Source organism: Pseudomonas sp. 1152_12 (assembly GCF_052850675.1).
The window spans coordinates 286,545-304,540 of sequence record NZ_VXCW01000007.1 but is presented as its reverse complement, the minus strand read 5'-3'; the positions used below and the strand labels follow the sequence as shown (position 1 = coordinate 304,540).

Annotated in this window: 19 protein-coding genes and 1 tRNA gene; 12 read left to right on the top strand and 8 right to left on the bottom strand. The window is 59.1% G+C overall.

The window, feature by feature from the left end; all coding sequences use genetic code 11:
• Window positions 1-72 precede the first annotated feature (72 nt).
• Complete coding sequence (locus FW764_RS15920) at window positions 73-882, bottom strand: AraC family transcriptional regulator (RefSeq protein ID WP_446434717.1); 810 nt, start codon at window positions 880-882, stop codon at window positions 73-75.
• Window positions 883-1,075: 193 nt separating this feature from the next.
• Here FW764_RS15920 and FW764_RS15915 point away from each other — a divergent pair, with 193 nt between their 5' ends.
• From FW764_RS15915 to ddlA, 4 genes are read left to right on the top strand one after another with little or no spacing between them, the layout of a single operon-like run.
• Window positions 1,076-1,639 (top strand): DUF2975 domain-containing protein, encoded by a 564-nt coding sequence (locus FW764_RS15915; RefSeq protein WP_446434716.1) that lies wholly within the window; start codon window positions 1,076-1,078, stop codon window positions 1,637-1,639.
• 7 nt (window positions 1,640-1,646) lie between these two features.
• Entirely contained in the window at window positions 1,647-1,865 is a 219-nt protein-coding gene (locus FW764_RS15910; RefSeq protein WP_446434715.1) for a helix-turn-helix domain-containing protein, read from the top strand.
• Window positions 1,866-1,895: 30 nt separating this feature from the next.
• On the top strand, window positions 1,896-2,531 hold the full coding sequence (locus FW764_RS15905; RefSeq protein ID WP_446434714.1) for a LysE family translocator: 636 nt from the start codon (window positions 1,896-1,898) through the stop codon (window positions 2,529-2,531).
• Between the two features lie 44 nt (window positions 2,532-2,575).
• Window positions 2,576-3,670: a D-alanine--D-alanine ligase gene (ddlA, locus tag FW764_RS15900; RefSeq protein ID WP_446434713.1), complete on the top strand. Its 1,095-nt coding sequence runs from the start codon at window positions 2,576-2,578 to the stop codon at window positions 3,668-3,670.
• A gap of 23 nt (window positions 3,671-3,693) precedes the next feature.
• Here the strand turns inward: ddlA and pgeF are convergent, their stop codons facing one another.
• From pgeF to FW764_RS15865, 7 genes are all read right to left on the bottom strand, one after another.
• The gene (gene pgeF, locus FW764_RS15895) at window positions 3,694-4,416 is read right to left on the bottom strand and encodes a peptidoglycan editing factor PgeF (protein ID WP_446434712.1); all 723 of its coding nucleotides are present in this window, start codon (window positions 4,414-4,416) and stop codon (window positions 3,694-3,696) included.
• A 23-nt stretch (window positions 4,417-4,439) separates the two neighbouring features.
• Window positions 4,440-6,269 (bottom strand): gamma-glutamyltransferase, encoded by a 1,830-nt coding sequence (gene ggt, locus FW764_RS15890; RefSeq protein ID WP_446434711.1) that lies wholly within the window; start codon window positions 6,267-6,269, stop codon window positions 4,440-4,442.
• Window positions 6,270-6,306: 37 nt separating this feature from the next.
• Window positions 6,307-7,086: a PhzF family phenazine biosynthesis protein gene (locus tag FW764_RS15885; RefSeq protein WP_446434710.1), complete on the bottom strand. Its 780-nt coding sequence runs from the start codon at window positions 7,084-7,086 to the stop codon at window positions 6,307-6,309.
• A gap of 101 nt (window positions 7,087-7,187) precedes the next feature.
• Window positions 7,188-8,021, bottom strand: a complete 834-nt coding sequence (locus FW764_RS15880) for an EamA family transporter (protein ID WP_446434709.1) — start codon at window positions 8,019-8,021, stop codon at window positions 7,188-7,190.
• Window positions 8,018-8,584 carry a GNAT family N-acetyltransferase gene (locus tag FW764_RS15875; RefSeq protein WP_446434708.1) on the bottom strand — a complete coding sequence of 189 codons (567 nt, stop codon included), beginning with the start codon at window positions 8,582-8,584 and terminating at the stop codon, window positions 8,018-8,020. Before FW764_RS15875 ends, FW764_RS15880 begins: the two co-directional genes overlap by 4 nt.
• 95 nt (window positions 8,585-8,679) lie before the next feature.
• Window positions 8,680-8,756: transfer RNA gene (locus FW764_RS15870), tRNA-Met, on the bottom strand.
• A 473-nt stretch (window positions 8,757-9,229) separates the two neighbouring features.
• Window positions 9,230-9,781 carry an RNA polymerase sigma factor gene (locus FW764_RS15865; protein WP_446434707.1) on the bottom strand — a complete coding sequence of 184 codons (552 nt, stop codon included), beginning with the start codon at window positions 9,779-9,781 and terminating at the stop codon, window positions 9,230-9,232.
• A gap of 262 nt (window positions 9,782-10,043) precedes the next feature.
• Between FW764_RS15865 and FW764_RS15860 the strand changes: the two genes are divergently transcribed.
• From FW764_RS15860 to sctR, 8 genes are read left to right on the top strand one after another with little or no spacing between them, the layout of a single operon-like run.
• Window positions 10,044-11,099, top strand: a complete 1,056-nt coding sequence (locus FW764_RS15860; RefSeq protein WP_446434706.1) for a TyeA family type III secretion system gatekeeper subunit — start codon at window positions 10,044-10,046, stop codon at window positions 11,097-11,099.
• Complete coding sequence (gene sctV / locus FW764_RS15855) at window positions 11,096-13,189, top strand: type III secretion system export apparatus subunit SctV (protein ID WP_446434705.1); 2,094 nt, start codon at window positions 11,096-11,098, stop codon at window positions 13,187-13,189. Before FW764_RS15860 ends, sctV begins: the two co-directional genes overlap by 4 nt.
• A gap of 37 nt (window positions 13,190-13,226) precedes the next feature.
• Window positions 13,227-14,120 carry an FHA domain-containing protein gene (locus tag FW764_RS15850; RefSeq protein WP_446434704.1) on the top strand — a complete coding sequence of 298 codons (894 nt, stop codon included), beginning with the start codon at window positions 13,227-13,229 and terminating at the stop codon, window positions 14,118-14,120.
• On the top strand, window positions 14,117-15,475 hold the full coding sequence (locus FW764_RS15845) for a FliI/YscN family ATPase (protein WP_446434703.1): 1,359 nt from the start codon (window positions 14,117-14,119) through the stop codon (window positions 15,473-15,475). Before FW764_RS15850 ends, FW764_RS15845 begins: the two co-directional genes overlap by 4 nt.
• Window positions 15,462-15,899, top strand: a complete 438-nt coding sequence (gene sctO / locus FW764_RS15840) for a type III secretion system stalk subunit SctO (protein ID WP_446434702.1) — start codon at window positions 15,462-15,464, stop codon at window positions 15,897-15,899. The genes FW764_RS15845 and sctO overlap by 14 nt, the downstream gene beginning before the upstream one ends.
• Window positions 15,871-16,329: a type III secretion system HrpP C-terminal domain-containing protein gene (locus tag FW764_RS15835; protein WP_446434701.1), complete on the top strand. Its 459-nt coding sequence runs from the start codon at window positions 15,871-15,873 to the stop codon at window positions 16,327-16,329. The genes sctO and FW764_RS15835 overlap by 29 nt, the downstream gene beginning before the upstream one ends.
• Entirely contained in the window at window positions 16,326-17,339 is a 1,014-nt protein-coding gene (locus FW764_RS15830) for a FliM/FliN family flagellar motor switch protein (RefSeq protein ID WP_446434700.1), read from the top strand. The genes FW764_RS15835 and FW764_RS15830 overlap by 4 nt, the downstream gene beginning before the upstream one ends.
• Window positions 17,336-17,989 carry a type III secretion system export apparatus subunit SctR gene (gene sctR / locus FW764_RS15825; RefSeq protein WP_446434699.1) on the top strand — a complete coding sequence of 218 codons (654 nt, stop codon included), beginning with the start codon at window positions 17,336-17,338 and terminating at the stop codon, window positions 17,987-17,989. Before FW764_RS15830 ends, sctR begins: the two co-directional genes overlap by 4 nt.
• Window positions 17,990-17,996: the final 7 nt, after the last annotated feature.

Below are 17,996 nucleotides of genomic sequence, written 5' to 3'. Positions count from 1 at the left end.
TGCCTGATGCACCGAGGTCTCTGCATCGCAGGCAAGCCAGCTCCCAGATTGATTGGATTTCAAGCCAGTGGCTCAGCGCCCGAGCATCTTCACCCAACGCGATGGCGGCATGCCGTAGGTGCTGCGAAATTGCCGGGTCATATGGCTCTGGTCGGTAAAACCTGCAGTCAGCGCCGCATCCACCAATGATTGCCCTTGGGCCAGCAGGCTGCGCACCAGGTCCAAGCGGCGCATGGTCAGGTAGCGATAGGGGCTGGTGCCGAACAACAAGCGAAAATCCCGCGACAGAGCCCAGCGATCTCGACCGCAATGGTCGGCCATTTCATCCAGGGTGATGCTGCGGCCCAAGGCGCTGTGGATAAATTCGCGGGCGCGCTCGGCGGCGACGTAATCGAAAGATTTACGGCTGATGATCACCCCCGATGCTGCGCTCAGCGCTTGCGCCAAGTCGTACAAAGCGTCCTGCTCCTGCATCGGGTCAATCGGGCAGTCCAGGCTTTGCAGCAATACTTCGCTGGCGCGGAACAGCCGTGGGTCAGTCGACAACCCCTTGTGGATAAACGGTAACGGCCTGCCGCCGAGAATCTGTTGGACCAGCGCCGGCTCCACATAAATCATGCGGTACTTGAAGCCTTCCACACTGCTGGCACGGCCGTCATGGCACTCATCCGGGTGAATCACCATGGTGGTGCCGGGCAAGCTGTGGGTCATGCAGCCGCGGTAGTGATAACTCTGCACGCCGAACAGCGTGCGCCCGATGGCGTAGGTGTCGTGGCGATGCGGGTCGAACGCAAAGCCTGCAAAGTACGCTTCGATACGGTCCAGGCCGCTGGCGTGCGGGGCGCGGTGCAGCCAATCGAGGGTAGAAGTGGGTTGGCCCATGGTGAAAGGTCACAAGTAAAGGTGGAAACACGTTAACCCAGTGTGGTGCGGGTTGTCTGCCGAGGTCTTGTACGATCGTGCGTGTATTGGATGAAGCCTTTTGTAAGGTTAGTATTGCTAAGCATTAAAAAATGATTGTTTTACGATAATTTATCTATTATTTTGCACCTTCGCTCACCTACCGAGGTTGTTTATGAATACTCAACGTCTGGCCCAATTCAGCCAGCGCATGTCGCTGCTTACCCTCTTGCTGATTGTCGTTATGCTGGTGCTCAACACTGCCGTGTGGCTGTTTCCGGTGCTGGGATCTTCCGCCGATGGCCTGGGGTTTGGCTTTGCCTTGAGTGACCGTCTGATCGAGGCGCACGCCGCTAAAGTTGCGCTGTTCCCGTGGTGGCAGACAGCGGGTGGCATTGTGCTTTCCACCATCCCATTGATGGCGTTGGCGTCAGGCTTGAACCATCTGCGCCAACTGTTTCGCAAATACGCTCGGGGTGAGTACTTTTCCAGTGCTGCGGCGCAGCACTTGGGCAAAGTTGGGCGAGCAGTTGCGTTATGGGTGCTGCTGGACTTTTTATGCGAGCCGTTGCTCAGTGTCTGGGTCACGATGAATGAGCCGGTCGGCCAGCGATTGATTACGCTTAGTGTCACCGCGCCAAGCTTCGTCGCGTTGTTTCTCGCTGCCTGTATCGCAGTAATCGCGCGTATCCTGTGGCAGGCCAGTGAAGTGGACTCTGAAAACCGCACCTTTGTTTGAGATCGAAATGCCCATTGTGATTGAACTGGACGTTATGCTTGCCCGGCGCAAGGTCAAATCCAAAGACCTCGCGGCCGCCATAGGGATTACCGAACAGAACTTGTCGTTGCTCAAACAAGGCAAGGTCAAGGGCATACGGCTGGGCACGTTGGATGCTATCTGTACCTACTTGGACTGCCAGCCTGGCGACTTGTTGGTGCACACGGCTGAGCCTGCTGTCGAATAGGTTTAACCACTGATGAAGAGGGATCGCCCCATGCTGTTCTCCGACTTGCCGTACGCAGCACCGTTGTTGTCGCTGGGGCTGCTTTGGGCTGTCGCGGTGGTGACGCCGGGGCCGAACTTCTTCAACACTGCCCAACTGGCGGCGAGTTGCTCGCGTCGTCATGGTGTGGTGGCGTCCGCCGGGGTGGCCACGGGCACGGTGATCTGGGGGCTGGCAGGCGGCTTGGGCATCAAGTCGCTGTTCACCGCTGCGCCCATGCTCTATCTGGCCTTCAAGATCATCGGCGGCTGCTACCTGATCTACCTGGGGCTGAAACTGTTCAAGCGTTCGGCCCCCATTAATCAGGCGGCATTGCCTGACGAGCCCAAGCGCTCGCTGTTCTCTGCCTGGCGCTTCGGTTTGCTGGGCAACTTGTCCAACCCCAAGGCCGCACTGTTCGTCGCCACGGCCTTCGCCTCGACCATGCCACCCTCACCGTCGCCGACGTTGTTGGCGCTGGCGGTCATCACTATGGCCACCTTGTCGTTCAGTTGGTACACCAGCGTAGCCCTGGTGTTTTCCAGCGAGCGCATGGCTAACCTTTACAGCCGTTCACGCAAGTGGCTCGACCGGTTTGCCGGTGGGTGCTACCTGTTGTTTGGCGCACATCTGGTAGCGAATCGCTGACCGCTCATGGTAAGAAGCCTTACTTTCAACAGTGAGGTCGAGTCATGAGCAAGGTGCGGGTAGGTATTATTTTTGGTGGCCGTTCGGCCGAGCACGAAGTCTCATTGCAATCGGCGCGCAATATTGTCGATGCGCTGGACCGTTCGCGCTTCGAGCCCGTGCTGATCGGCATCGACAAGTCCGGCCACTGGCACCTCAACGACACTTCGAACTTCCTGATCAACCAGGAAAACCCGGCGTTGATCGCCCTCAATCAATCCAACCGCGAACTGGCGGTGGTGCCGGGCAAGGCCAGCCAGCAAGTGGTGGAAACCTCGGGTCAGGGCTTGCTGCAACACATCGATGTAATCTTCCCAATCGTCCACGGCACCCTCGGTGAAGATGGCTGCCTGCAAGGCCTACTGCGCATGGCCGACCTCCCTTTCGTTGGCTCCGACGTACTGGGCTCGGCTGTGTGCATGGACAAGGACATCAGCAAACGCCTGCTGCGCGATGCTGGCATTGCCGTCACCCCGTTCATCACCCTGACCCGTGGCAACGCGGCGCGCACCTCCTTTGAGACAGCGGCGAGCAAGCTTGGCTTGCCGATGTTCGTCAAACCCGCCAACCAAGGCTCCTCGGTGGGCGTGAGCAAAGTCGCCGACGCCGCCGAGTACCACACTGCCGTCGAGCTGGCCTTGGGCTTTGATGAAAAAGTGTTGGTGGAATCCGCCGTTCAAGGCCGCGAAATCGAATGCGCCGTGCTCGGCAATGACAACCCTATCGCCAGCGGCTGCGGCGAGATCGTGGTGAGCAGCGGCTTCTATTCCTATGACAGCAAATACATCGACGCTCAAGCTGCCCAAGTGGTGGTGCCTGCGGATATCAGTGTCGACGCCTGTGAGCAAATTCGTCGCCTGGCCATCGAAGCGTTTGAGGTGTTGGGTTGTGCCGGGTTGGCACGGGTCGATGTGTTCCTCACCGACGACGGTGAAGTGCTGATCAATGAAGTCAACTCACTCCCCGGTTTCACCCGCATCAGCATGTACCCAAAACTGTGGCAGGCGGCGGGGATGAGTTATAGCGAGCTGGTAAGCCGGTTGATTGAGCTGGCGCAGGAGCGGCATGCGGGGCGTAAAGGACTGAAGATCAGCCGCTGATTGTTGTGGCTGGCAGCGGGGCTTTAGGCTTCTCGAGCTATCCAAGAATAAATTAACGTCTTCGCCTCCTCAGGGTTATGAGTCCTTCTGCGGTAGCTGGCGAAGGTCGGTGACGTGCAATAAGTGCACACATCACTGACTTCGATCTGTTCACGCTTAAGCCCCGCCGCTTGCAACAACATCACCCCGTAACCACTCAAGTCAAACCACGCGCTGCCTGTTTGCCTCGCATGTGGCGGTGCCAGGTGCGGCGTCAGCCGTGGCGTCGGTTGCACGAAGCTCCATGGCGCCTGCACGTCATGCCACAAGTGGCCTTGGTCCGCCTGAAACTGCGCAATAAACTCCTCGCTCACCTCATAGCAGCACGGTTTGATCGACGGCCCGATAGCCACCTGCAAGTGGTCGGCGGCAAACCCTTCGGCAGCGAAGCGCTTTAGGGTGTTGGCGATGATTGCCCGTTGCAACCCTTTCCAGCCGCCATGCACGGCGGCAACCATTTCACCGCTTTTCGAGGCGATGAGAATGGGCAGGCAATCGGCGGTAATCACTGCAATCGGCTGATGCTCGCGTGTGAACACGCCATCGGCCTCAACGGTATTGGCCACCTGATCTGCCTGCCATTCAATTACCGACGCACTGTGCACCTGCTTGCAGATGAACACTTCTTCCGGGCGCTGCGGGTCATCGATCAAACAAAAACCATGGTCGACGCCGGGAATGGCGCCGAGATTATTTGCCTGTTGCAAGGGGATCTCTCCACTCAATAAAGTCAGTCGCCGACTGCTTCGCCTTCACGTCGAGGGTCCGCGCCGCCGCTCAGCGACACCTTGCCCTGGGCATCGCGCGTGCGAACGATGGCCTGGACGCCGCTGGTCATATCGATTTCGCTCAACGCGTGGCCCTTGTCCTTCAGCGCCTGTTTCAACCCAGGGCTGAACAAGCCGGCTTCCAACTCGGTAGCGCCGTTGCGGCTGCCGAAGTTAGGCAGGCTGATGGCCGCTTGCGAGTCGAGGTTCCAGTCGAGCATCGCCACCAGGGACTTGCTCACGTATTCGATGATCTGCGAACCGCCCGGTGAGCCCACCGTGGCCAGTAACTCGCCGCTCTTGCGGTCGAACACCAACGTCGGAGCCATGGACGAGCGTGGGCGTTTGCCGGGCTCGACGCGGTTGGCCACCGGCTGACCGTTTTCTTCAGGGATGAACGAGAAGTCGGTCATTTGGTTGTTGAGCAAAAAGCCCTGGACCATCACATGCGAACCGAACGCCGCTTCCACCGTGGTGGTCATCGACACGGCGCCGCCCAGGTCATCCACCGCCACCACTTGCGAGGTGGAAATGCGTAACGGCGAGCGATCCGGCGCGTATGCCACTTGGACACCCGCAGGCGTGCCCGGTTTGGCGATGCCCATGCTGCGTTCGCCGATCAGTGCGGCGCGTTTGGCCAGGTAGTCCGGGGCGACAAGGCCTGCGGTCGGCACTGGCACAAAGTCGGCGTCGGCCACGTACAAACCACGGTCGGCGAACGCCAGGCGACCTGCTTCGGCGAGCAGGTGCACGGCTTCAGGTGTGGGTTCAAGGCCGGCCGGCGATGCGCTTTTCACCGGTGTCATCGGCGCGATGGCCTGGCGCGGATCACGATTTTCCAGGGCCTGCAACGTACCGAGGATCTGCGCGATTGCAATCCCGCCCGACGATGGCGGTGGCATGCCGCACACCTGATACTGTTTGTAGTCGGTGCACAGCGGCGTGCGCTCCTTGGCGGTGTAGGCCTTGAGGTCGGCTTGCGACAGGCTGCCCGCATTGCGGTTGCCCTGGACCTTACGCGCGATCTCATCAGCAATCGGCCCGTGATACAGCGCGTCCGGTCCTTCCTTGGCGATGCGCTTGAACACAGCGGCCAGCGCCGGGTTTTTCAACAGGGTGCCGGTGGCTTTAGGCGTGCCATCGGCATTCAGAAAATAGGCCGCCATTTCGGGTGATTGCGCGATGTAGCGGTCGGCTGTGATCAGCGCGTGCAGGCGCGGGGAAATCGCGAATCCTTGCTCTGAGAGACGAATCGCCGGTTCAAACAGCTTGGCCCATTGCAGGTGCCCGGTCTTCTTGTGAGCCATTTCCAGTGCACGCAACACTCCCGGCGTGCCCACTGAGCGCCCGCCAATCTGCGCCTCGGGAAACGCCATCGGCGTGCCGTCCGCTTTTAGGAACAGGCGCTCAGTCGCACCGGCCGGCGCGGTTTCGCGGCCGTCATACGCGTGCACGTTTTTGCCGTCCCACAACATGATGAACGCGCCGCCGCCGATGCCGGAAGACTGCGGTTCCACCAGGGTCAGCACCGCCTGCATAGCGATTGCCGCATCAATTGCCGAACCGCCCTGGCGCAACATCTCGCGCCCAGCTTCGGCGGCTAGTGGGTTGGCGGCGGCGGCCATATGGCGCTCGGCGTGGCGGGGGGTGAGGTCGGTGCGATAACCTGAACCCAACTCCGGCGCTGGCGGTTGTTCATTGATGGGGGCTTGACAGCCGGCCAGAGCGAGGGCTGTGGCAATCACTGACAGTTGACGGCGGGTAATCGAAAACACGCGCTGAACTCCGTTCATTTTGAGAATGATCTGTTGTCCTTGGGTACTCTGTTTTTTACAGGTAAATCACGCCCTGCAGGTAGAGCACCGCATGGCCCGAGATGATCACTCGGTCGCCCTTTAGTTCACAATGCAGTTGCCCACGGCGCTTGCCGCCTTGTTCGGCGGTCAATTGCGATCGACCCAAACGATCGGCCCAGAAAGGTGCCAGCGAGGTGTGCGCAGAGCCTGTGACCGGGTCTTCATTGACGCCCACGTTCGGGCCGAACCAGCGCGAAACAAAATCAAACCGGGTACTTTTGGCTGTCACCGCGATCCCGCGTTTGGGCAGGCCTTTGAGGCGCGCGAAGTCGGGTGTCAGGGCGGCGATTTGAGCTTCGTCGTCGACCAACACGATGTAGTCATCGGTGGCAAATACCTCGGCGTGCTCAATCCCCAATGCGCTCAGCATCCCGCTGGGCGGCTCGCAGCGCTGGGGTTGTTTAGCCGGGAAATCCATCGCCAGTTCGTCGCCATTACGCGTCACGCGAAGCTCGCCGCTGCGGGTGGCAAAGCGCAACACTTCAGGTGCATCCGCCAGTTGATGAATCAGCACCCAGGCCGCTGCGAGCGTGGCATGGCCGCACAGGTCCACTTCGACTTCCGGCGTGAACCAGCGCAATTCATAAAAATCGCCACGGGGGACGAAGTAGACGGTTTCGGAGAGGTTGTTTTCAGCGGCAATATTTTGCAGTTGTTCGTCGGGCAGCCACTCGGTCAGCGGGCAGACGGCTGCCGGGTTGCCACCGAAAGGATGTTGGCTGAAAGCGTCGACTTGGTAGATGTCCAATTTCATCGGGGGCACTCCGTCTTGTGGAGGCTGGACACTAACAGTGGGTCAGGAGGGCGTCAAAATACAGATACGCAGTTTTTTTGAGCGCACGCACCCTGGCCTGCTCAGCCCAGGCGCAACAGCATCGCCCCGGCGGCAATGACACATGCGGCAACAATGCGAGCGCGGCTCAGATGCTCTTTCAGCACCCATGCCGAAATCCCCACGCCGAACAGGATAGACGTTTCCCGCAGCGCTGAAACGGTGGCGATGGGGGCAGCAGTCATGGCCCAAAGCGCCAGACCATAAGACGCTATCGTGCCCACACCGCCGATGATGCCCAGGCGCCAGTTACGGCTTACGTAGTCACTGAACACGCTGCGCCGGGCCGCTAAAGCCCATGCGGCAAGCGGAATGCCGGTCAGCAGGAAGATCCACAGTGTATAGGCCACCGGCGTGCCGGACTTGCGCACGCCCAAGCCGTCGATAAGGGTGTAGCTGGCGATTACACCCGCGTTGATCAGCGCCAGAATCAAGCCTTTTCGCTGTCCTGATAACGGCGTTACAGCCATGCTCAAGATGCCCAGAGCGATCACCGCAATGCCGAGCCAGGCAAATGCCGACAAGGGCTCCGCCAACACAAACACACTCACCGTCGCCACCACCAACGGCGCGGTGCCGCGCATGATCGGGTAGGTCTGGCTCATGTCGGCAATGCGGTAAGTCAAGGCAACCAGCACGAAATACAGCACTTGGAGAATCACCGACGCGCCGATGAACGGCCAGCTTTCTGGCGCCGGCAGCGCCAGAAACGGAATGGCCGCCAACGCGATCAACGAGGCGACGGACGCAATCAGGCAGGTGGTCAACAGCTTGTCGACGCCACCTTTGACCACGGCATTCCAGGTGGCGTGGAGCGCGGCGCCCAGCAGGATGATGGCGAATACGCTGAGGCTCATGGGGCGTGGCCTGCACTGTTGATCAGCGACGTCAGCACATGGTCCGCCCACACGCCATTAATCTTCAGATAGGCCCGCGCTTCACCCTCGCGCTCAAACCCCAGCCGTTTCAGCAAGCGTGCGCTGCGTTGGTTTTCAGGGCGGTAATTGGCCATGATTCGATGCAGTTTCATGGCATCGAACACATACGCAATCGCGGCTTTCAACGCTTCGTGCATCAGCCCGTGACCCTGCGCCGATTCGTCGAGCGCGTAGCCCAGGTGACACGCTTCAAATGCACCGCGCACGACGTTGGTGAAGTTACAGGCGCCGATGATATGGCCGTCGCGCAGTATCAACAGGTGCAACGCTTCGCCGCTGGCAGTTTTCTTGGCCAGGGTTTCTAGGCGCCAGGTGATGGCCTCGAGTGCAAAAAACTCATCGCCGCGCGTGGGTTCCCAGGGTTGAAGGTAAGCGCGGTTTCGCAGCAGATACGTTTGCAGGGCGCCAGCGTGAGATGGGCAAGCGACTTGCAGCGACAGCCGTTCGGTGGTGATGCCGTGGGTGAGGAAGTGGGGGTTCACGTATCGCCTCCTTGTGGTTGGGGGCGAGTATGCCTCAGGGCTTTTCTTCAGGCATAAAAAAACGGCCTACCTTTCGGTAAGCCGTTTTTAGTACTTGGTGGCTACACAGGGACTTGAACCCCGGACCCCAGCATTATGAATGCTATGCTCTAACCAACTGAGCTATGTAGCCAAGTGGCGCGCATTATTCGCGTAGAACGGAAATGCGTCAAGCGTTTATTTTGAATTTTTATCTACGCTTTCAACTGTTTAACCGAAAATGCCGAGTCTGGCGACGAGTGGCTCTGGGATTTCCACGTCTGTGGGCTACACAAAAAACGCCTTCGGGGGCAGGCTTGACTGCGATTGCGGTAGGTCAGCCGATGACGAGGCTGAATCTGCCGCCGTGATCGCAGGCAAGCCAGCTCTTATATTTGACCGGTGTTAAGCGTTATTGCGCGCATGGTTGCGGGTGATTGCAGCAGCCGAGGTGTTGGCTGAGGTGCTGCGGATCAGGGGGAGATGTAGAGCGGGTTATCCTCAGCGCTGAGGTTTTCGTTGACGACGAGCCAATCAGGCAGCTGGCGATCTAGTTGCCGCGCATGTAGAGGTGTAATTCGGTTGGGCAGATATCCCTGCCGCCCAACGATTACCCTTTAGAGGGCCTTACGGTTGCGACGGGTTATGCGTGACGCGCTTGAGGTGCTCACGTGCCCGTGACAGGCGTGAGCGAACAGTGCCGATGGGGATGTCCAATACGTCGGCGGTGTCCTGGTAGCTGCCGTCGGTCTCCAGTGAGGCGTACAGCGTTTTGCGCATTTCTGTCGGCAGATGGTCGATGGCCGTTAGGGTTTTCTCCAGTCGGCGGTTGATCTCGAATTCCCAATCCAGGTTGTTGTTTTCCTCTTGGCCATGCCAAAGCGACTCATCGAATTCGCAATGCACCGGTTTGGCATACAGGCGTCGGAAATGGTTGCGCACCAGGTTTTGCGCAATGCCGCACATCCAGGTGCTGAGGGTTGCCTGACCACTGAAGCGCTCCCGGTTGCGCCAGGCCTCCAGGTACGTCAGTTGCAGGATGTCGTCCGCATCTTCTGGGTTGAGTACGCGCTTGTGGATGAAGCGTCGAAGTTTTTTTTGTTGGTCGTCCGTCAGGTGATGCATGAATTGAGGCGAGCTGCCAACAAGGTGCGCTAAAGCTTCAATTGAGAGAGTCATGATTTTTCCTCAGGGTAGGCATTATCGAAATGGCTTCGATACGAATCCCTTTTGCACTGGCTGTGCCAAAGAAAAAAATCTCTCAACATTTTGATTTATATAGATAAATATATTGAGGTTAGGTTTTTTTGCGCAGTAATTTGCAAAATGCGCCGATGATTTGTGCCGGTCTTTTCAAAAGTGCCGAACGTCGAGTTTTGATGGAACCGTATCGGCAGGCCTCGCCACATAGGGACACACTCCTTCCCTTCTTGGCATGCTTATGAAAGTCGAATCCCCTAAAGATGCGCCCTCTACCCTGCGCCTGGATCAATCCGCCGCTGCGCCTGTTTCTACGCCCGCGCCCGAGAAGGTCAATGAGCTTGCTCGGCTCTTTGACCAAGAAGTGGTTGTTGATAACCGAGCCCAGTGGGCGAAGTCGATACACGTCCCTCCACCCGAGCGGCTTGCACAACTTTATGAACAGTTGGGTCATCCGGCTCAGGAATCCTTGGCCGCTATTTCCCGGCGGTTCAGACAGCAGTTGCCGTACCATCCCAGTGTCGACAAGTTGCTGGAGCTTGCCGAGGGCGACCCTGCGCGTGCATTTGTGGTGCTCAAGCATCTGGAGGCTCACGCCAACAGTGAAGGGCGTCTATCCGAAGCAACCATGGCGCGGGAGGCTGTTGCTCTACTGACGGTCGGTTTCAAAGGGGAAATCCAGGCAGGTCTTACATTCGCCATGGCGTTGCTGGAGGCGGGTGGCGATCCGCAAGAGCGCCAAGCCCTGCGTGCTCTTTACTACTCCAGTGTGGCCACGCGCCAATCCTTGGTGACGATGATGCAGGCCCTGCTGGGTGTATACGGTGTCGATACGTTTTCGGACCGGCTCAGCAGCATGCGTAAAGCGTTGGCTGACGATATCGCGGTACTGGTTTCGTCAATGACCACGCCCCGATTGCGCACCTTGTTGCTGGCCCTGCAAAGCTGTGGGCAGTTGAGTACCGTGTTGGCCGGTTGCCAGGCGTTGAACGAGCGCCTGGGCATAGACTACGACGCCGTAAGCCTGCTGCAGCGCTTGCTGGGGTACGCTGGCAGCGGTATCGACGCCAGCGAAATCCTGCGGTTTGGGCATGATCTGGGCAGTGGTCTGAACACGCGGCAAGTGGTGCTCCTCAACGCGCTATACCCCCTGATTCGGGAGTTGCCGTTGGCCCTGTGGCCCGACAGTCGAGTACGTCAAGGGGCCCTGGACAGCTTTCTGTCGGTGATGGGCGAGCTGGACCGGATTGAGCGCGGCCCCCAACAGTTCGCCGGTGGCCTGGGGACGTTGGCGTGACTGCACTGTCGGCCATCAACAACGTCTTGCTCAAGGTGGCACAACGTGCCGAAGTGCTGGGCGCGGTGGTGGTGCTGGGCATTGTGTTTATCTTTATCGTGCCGTTGCCCACCTGGCTGGTGGATATTCTGATTGCGGTCAACATCTGCATATCCTGTCTGTTGATCGTGTTGGCGCTGTACTTGCCAGGCCCCCTGGCGTTTTCGTCGTTTCCGTCGATTTTGCTGCTGACCACCATGTTTCGCCTGGCGCTGTCGATTGCCACTACGCGTCTGATCCTGCTGGAGCAAGACGCTGGCGACATCGTCGAAGCCTTCGGCAATTTTGTGGTGGGCGGCAACCTGGCGGTAGGGATGGTGATCTTCCTGATCCTGACCCTGGTCAACTTCCTAGTCATCACCAAGGGCTCGGAACGGGTTGCCGAAGTCGCAGCGCGGTTCAGCCTGGACGCGATGCCGGGTAAACAGATGTCCATCGACAGTGACCTGCGTGCGGGCCTGATTGACGGCATGCAAGCGCGCGAAAAACGCGAGCAGTTATCCCGCGAGAGCCAATTGTTCGGCGCCATGGACGGGGCCATGAAGTTCGTCAAGGGCGACGCTGTCGCCGGTTTGATTATCGTCGTGGTCAACCTGTTGGGTGGTTTCACCACCGGCATGTTTCAACACGACTTGAGCGCTGCCGAGTCGATACGACTGTATTCGGTACTGACCATTGGCGATGGCTTGATTGCGCAGATTCCTGCGCTGCTGATCTCCCTGACTGCCGGCATGATCATCACCCGTGTGGCGCCGGATGGGCGCAGGGGTATCACTAACATGGGCGCGGAAATCGCCCGGCAAATGACCAGTGAGCCCAAGAGCTGGATGATTGCATCGGTAGGGATGCTCGCGTTTGCAATAGTGCCCGGCATGCCCACGTTGGTTTTTATTCTGCTCTCGGCGGTCACCGGTTCCCTGGGTTATTACTTGATGCGTCAGCGACAGCGAGCGGAAACGCCTACTGACGAGGCAGCCGAAGCCGTCCGGCCTGAAGAGAACGGGGAAGAGGACTTGCGCGGGTTCGATCCATCGAGGCCTTACCTGTTGCAATTTCATCCCGCCTTGCGCGGGACACCTGAGGTTACGGATCTTATTCACGGAATCCGTCAGGCACGAAATGCGCTCGTCGCCAATATCGGTCTCACATTGCCGCCGTTTGAAGTCGAACTCGATGAATCGCTGGCCACCGATGAAATGCGTTTTTGCGTGCATGAAGTACCGATGATCAAGGCTTCGGTTGTCACCCACCTGGCCGTTGAGCGTAAGTCGCTGGCGGTTGAACCTGAGCACGCTGTGCCGGGGCTTGCCGAACGTGATGAACAGGACTGGCTCTGGCTGGCACCTGATGATCCTCTGCTGGATGACCCGCAACTGGAGCGCTTTACGGCCACGAGCCTGATCATCGAACGTATGAGGCAGGCGATGATGCTCAGCGGTCCGCAGTTCTTGGGCATTCAGGAAAGCAAGGCGATCCTCGGTTGGCTTGAGCACAACCAGTCAGAACTGGTGCAGGAGCTGCAGCGCATCATGCCGCTCTCGCGGTTTTCAGCGGTGTTGCAACGCTTGGCCAGTGAGGGTGTACCGCTGCGTGCCGTGCGGCTGATTGTGGAGTCGCTGATCGAGTACGGCCAGCATGAGCGTGAACCCGACGCCCTCGCCGACTATGCACGCATTGCCCTCAAGGCGCAGATCTTCCACCAGTACAGTGAGAGCGATGGTCTGCATGCCTGGTTGCTGTCGCCGCATACCGAGAACACCTTGCGCGAAGCGTTGCGCCAGACCCAGACCGGTGTGTTCTTTGCGCTGGATAACGAAAGCAGTGCCGCATTGATCAACCTCCTCAACCAGGCCTTTACCATACGCGCCAAGAGCAAGAGCGTGATGTTGGTGGCGCAGGACCTGCGTAGCCCCTTGCGTACCTTGCTGCTGGAAGAGTTCAACCATGTGCCGGTGCTGTCCTTCGCGGAGTTGGGAAGCACGTCCAAGGTGAAAGTATTGGGGCGCTTCGATCTTGGTCAAGATGAGCTGATGCGTGGTGCCGCGGCATGAGTCCCAAGCCAGGTTCAACGCACGGGAGGGCCCGATAATGTTTGAGTTACGGGTGCTCAATGGTCGGAACCAGGGGGCTGCATTGCCGCTGTTTGGTGAGCAGTGGAGCATCGGTGCTCACCCTGACGCTGACCTGATGCTGAATGATCCGGGCATCGCCGAGCATCACGCGCGCTTACGACTGATCGACTCAAACTGGTCAGTGCAGGCCGAGGCCGGGCTGCTGCACGGCGATGAGGGGCAAGTGCTGGCGCAGATCGCTAGCCTGGCACTGAACACACCGTTTTCAGTTGGGGCTATCCGACTGTGTGTCACCTTGGCGGATCAACCATGGCCTGAAATACCCGCGCCAACGCCATCGCCGCGCACTCCCGACGCGCCGCGGACGCTGCCGTTATCGTCGATCTCGCACGCGCAGCAAAAACGACTGATCAGTGTAGTGCTGGTGGTTGCAATCATCGTCGTAGTGGTGGGCATAGCTTCCACGGTGGAGCGTGGCGCCCAGGCTTCGTTGATGCCTCCCGTGGTCGCCAAACACGAGCTGGCCACGCCGTTTGAAGTGCGCCAGCAGTTGGTGAAGATGCTCAATGAGCGTGAGTTGAGCCAACGGGTCAGCTTGCAGGTGATCAATGGGCAAGTCGCGCTCAACGGCGACGTTTCCCAGGACGATGTGGAACTGGTGTCGCGCATGCTCAGTCGTTTTGGTGAGCTGTTTGACAGTGCAGTGCCGGTGATTAGTCGCGTGCGTGTACGCGACGGGGCGCTGCCGTTCAAGATTGTTCAGATCGTCGGCGGGCCTAATGGCCATGTCGTGCTGGAAGAGGGCAGCCGGCTGTTCGTCGGTGATGAAGTGGACGGTTTGCGCCTGGTGCTGATCGACAATAGCAAGGTGGTTTTCGATGGCGCGCAGCGTTACGAGGTACGTTGGTGAGCACGCAAATTCAGGCGCGTCTTGAGGCCTGGCAGGAGCGCCAGACGCAGTCGCTGACCAACTTGATGCCGGTGACCATGCGCGGGCGCGTGCAACGCGTCAACGGCATGCTGTTGCAGTGCCGATTGCCCAGCGCGCGTATCGGTGACTTGTGCCAGGTTGAAAAGTCTGCCGACGAATACATGCTGGCTGAGATCATCGGTTTCGATCAGCAGGATGCCGTACTCAGTGCCTTGGGTAACCTGGAAGGAATACGTGTGGGCGCCAGCGTGCAGCGTCTGGGGGTGTCGCATCGGGTACGGGTCAGTGATGAGTTGTTGGGCCAGGTGCTGGATGGTTTCGGGCGGCCGATAACCGGCGTTGGCCCCAGTGCTTTTGTCGACACCGACGGCCCGGATGCGAGCATGGTGTTGTGTGAAGCCCCGTTGCCGACCGAGCGGCCGAGGATCAATCGGGCCTTGGCGACGGGCGTGCGCTCGATCGATGGCTTGCTGACGCTTGGCGAGGGCCAGCGTGTGGGCCTGTTCGCCGGTGCCGGGTGTGGCAAGACCACTTTGCTGGCGGAGATTGCCCGTAACGTCGAGTGCGATGTGATTGTGTTTGGCCTGATCGGCGAGCGTGGTCGAGAGCTGCGGGAATTTCTCGACCATGAGTTGGACGATCAGTTGCGGGCCAAGGCCGTGCTGGTGTGCGCGACGTCCGACCGTTCGAGTATGGAGCGCGCCCGCGCAGCGTTTACCGCCACGGCGCTGGCTGAGGGCTATCGACGCAAGGGCAAACGGGTGTTGCTGCTGATCGACTCCTTGACGCGTTTTGCCCGTGCTCAGCGAGAGATCGGCCTGGCCGCCGGTGAACCCCTGGGCCGCGGCGGCCTACCGCCTTCGGTGTACAGCTTGTTGCCGCGCTTGGTGGAGCGCGCCGGGCTGACCCGCGACGGCGTTATCACCGCGATCTATACGGTACTGATCGAACAGGACTCAATGAGTGACCCCGTGGCTGACGAGGTTCGCTCGCTGCTCGACGGCCATATTGTTTTGTCCCGCAAGCTGGCAGAGCGCGGTCACTACCCGGCGGTTGATGTACTGGCCAGCCTTTCGCGGATTTTGAGCAACGTCGCCGCGCCTGAGCATATCCAGGCGGGTACAGGGCTGCGCCGCCTGTTGTCGGCGTACCAGCAGATCGAGCTGATGCTGAAGCTGGGCGAGTACCAGGCCGGCAGTGATGCGCTGACTGACTTGGCGGTGGACAGCCGTTCAGCGGTGGATGGCTTTTTGCGCCAGGACTTGCGTGAGCCTTCACCGATGGAAACGACGTTGGATCAACTGACGGAGCTGACCGCCTATGTTCCTTTCTGAGTTGGAAACCCTACGGCGTCTGCGCAAACACCGGGCGGACCGGGCCGAGCGCGAATTGGGCGAGGCTAAAAGGCATCAACGAGCGCTGCAATTGCAAGTTGAGCAGGCACAGCAAGTCCTTGAGCAAACGCGTCTGCAGGAGGCCGAGGAAGGCGCGCAGCTGTTGAGCAAGCATCAAGGCCAAGTGATCTCGTTTCAGGCACTCAAGTCATGGAATACCCAAGAGCGCTCGTTGTCCGCCAGTACGCTGCGCGAAGAGGCGCAATTACATGAGTTGCACGGGCAGCAGGAGCAGCAAGTGATTCACATCGAAGGCATGCAAAAGCAGGTCAGTCGATGTTTGCGCGAGGTCGAAAAACTTTGGGAATTATCCCAGTTACTGCTGCAGGAGAGTCATGAAACGATTACCTCTGAGCAGGTTTAACCGGCCCCGCATGCGTGAGCAGAGGGAAGATCGTGAGAGAGGGATTGAGGCCGTGGTGCCCTGGGTTCATGTGCACTTATTCACCCAGTTTTTCGCCAAGGATGATGGCCCAGCTGGCTATGCTTCGCGCTTGCCTGCACGGAGTGCGGGGGCAGATAAAGTAATGATCGAGGCATTGACGGAGCAGTTGGCGCTTCGCGTTCAGGGCGTCACGCAGTGGCCGTTGCTGGCGGTGCTTTACCTGCCACGGCTGGGGCGAATCAACGCCAGTGTCCAACGACAGCCGGGTGCTTGGAACATCGAGCTGGAAGCCGAAGAACCGCGCACGGCGGATTGGCTCGGCACTGTGAAAAAACGCTATCAGGACAGGCTGGCCGAGGCGTTGGGGCAGCCTGTTGATATCCACATCAAAAGCGCGAGCGCCAAATGATCATGTCCGCTTTGACACCGCCATTGGTTGAGGGCGGAAGGGTTGCTGCGTTGCATCGGCTGGGGCGCGGGTTACGCATGCCGTTTCAGGTTGGGGAACAGCAGGGGGCGTTTGTGCTTGAGCCCGGCCGCGCTCCCGAAGGGGTAAGCCCTTTGTGGTTCGAGAGTGCCCTCGGTGTACTGGCCTTCTCGGACCCCGAGGCGATGTTCAGCCTGATGGGGGAATGCCCGATCACCCTGGCAGAGACCGGCAACGACCCGAAGTCCTGGTTTTGGGAGTTATTCCAGCATCACCTAAGCCCGCAGGTGCTGGCGCTATTCGGTTATCTGCGCTTGCTGCCTGCGCCTGAGAAGTTGGGCTTTGGTTGCCGTTTTACCGTGATGTTGGGGCCGTCCAAGGTGGCAGGTTACCTGTGGCTGGCCCCGCAAAGTTTGCTGGCGATGTGTGCGACTGGCGCTTGTCTGTCGACGGCCAGCCCATTACCGGCATCGTTTCCGTTGGCAATAGCCGTGACTGTGGGCCGCTTGAGTTTGCCCATTGCGCAATTGCGTGGCCTACGTGCGGGTGACGTGCTGATGCTTGAACACGCCTTTTTTAATGTACAGGGCCGTGGTCATTTGAATATTGGTAGTCAACGCCTGCAAGGGCGCATTGACGATGAGTCTGGCCCGTTATGCCTGAACCTTATTGCGATAGAGGAAGCGTCCATGGACGATGGATTTGTAATAGAGGAAGTCCCGGGGCCTGAATTTGATCAACCGGTGGAGGATGTCTTCGGCCGGGAACTCTTTGATGACTTGAGTATGGCGCTGACCGTGCGTTGTGGTGTCCTGAACCTGACCTTGGGCGAACTGCGCAACCTTGCTCCCGGTGCGGTGTTGGGCATCAGCGGGTATGCCCCGGGCATGGCCGGTCTGTATTACGGCGAACGGCCTATTGGTCAGGGGCAGTTGGTGGAAGTCGATGGCCGTCTTGGCTTGCAATTGTCCCGCGTGGTGTTCTCCCGATGATATTCCAGGGCGTTGACCCGGTTGTGATTGCGCTGTTTTTCGCGGCGCTGTCGTTGCTGCCGATGCTGTTGATCATTTGTACGGCGTTCTTGAAGATCGTCATTGTGCTGATGATCACCCGCAACGCTATCGGCGTTCAGCAGGTGCCTCCGAGCATGGCGATCAATGGCGTAGCGCTGGCTGCTACGCTGTTTATCATGGCCCCTGTGGGTTACCAGATCGCCGAGAACCTCAAGGGCGCGCCCCTGGACATGAGCAGTATTCAGACGGTTCAAGCGACTGGCCTTGTGGCCATAGAACCGCTGCGCGCGTTTATGAAACGCAACATTGATCCGGATGTGTTGACCCACATGCACGAAAACAGCGTGCGCTTGTGGCCACCGGAAATGTCGCAAAGCACCCAGCGCGACGACCTGATTCTATTAATCCCCTCCTTTGTGCTGTCGCAGTTGCAGGCGGGGTTCGAGATCGGCTTCCTGATCTACATTCCGTTCATCGTCATCGATTTGATTGTGTCCAACCTGCTCTTGGCGCTGGGTATGCAAATGGTCTCGCCCATGACGATTTCCCTGCCGCTCAAACTGCTGTTGTTCGTCATGGTATCCGGATGGTCACGGTTGCTCGACAGCCTTTTCCTTTCTTACCTGTGAGTGCCCT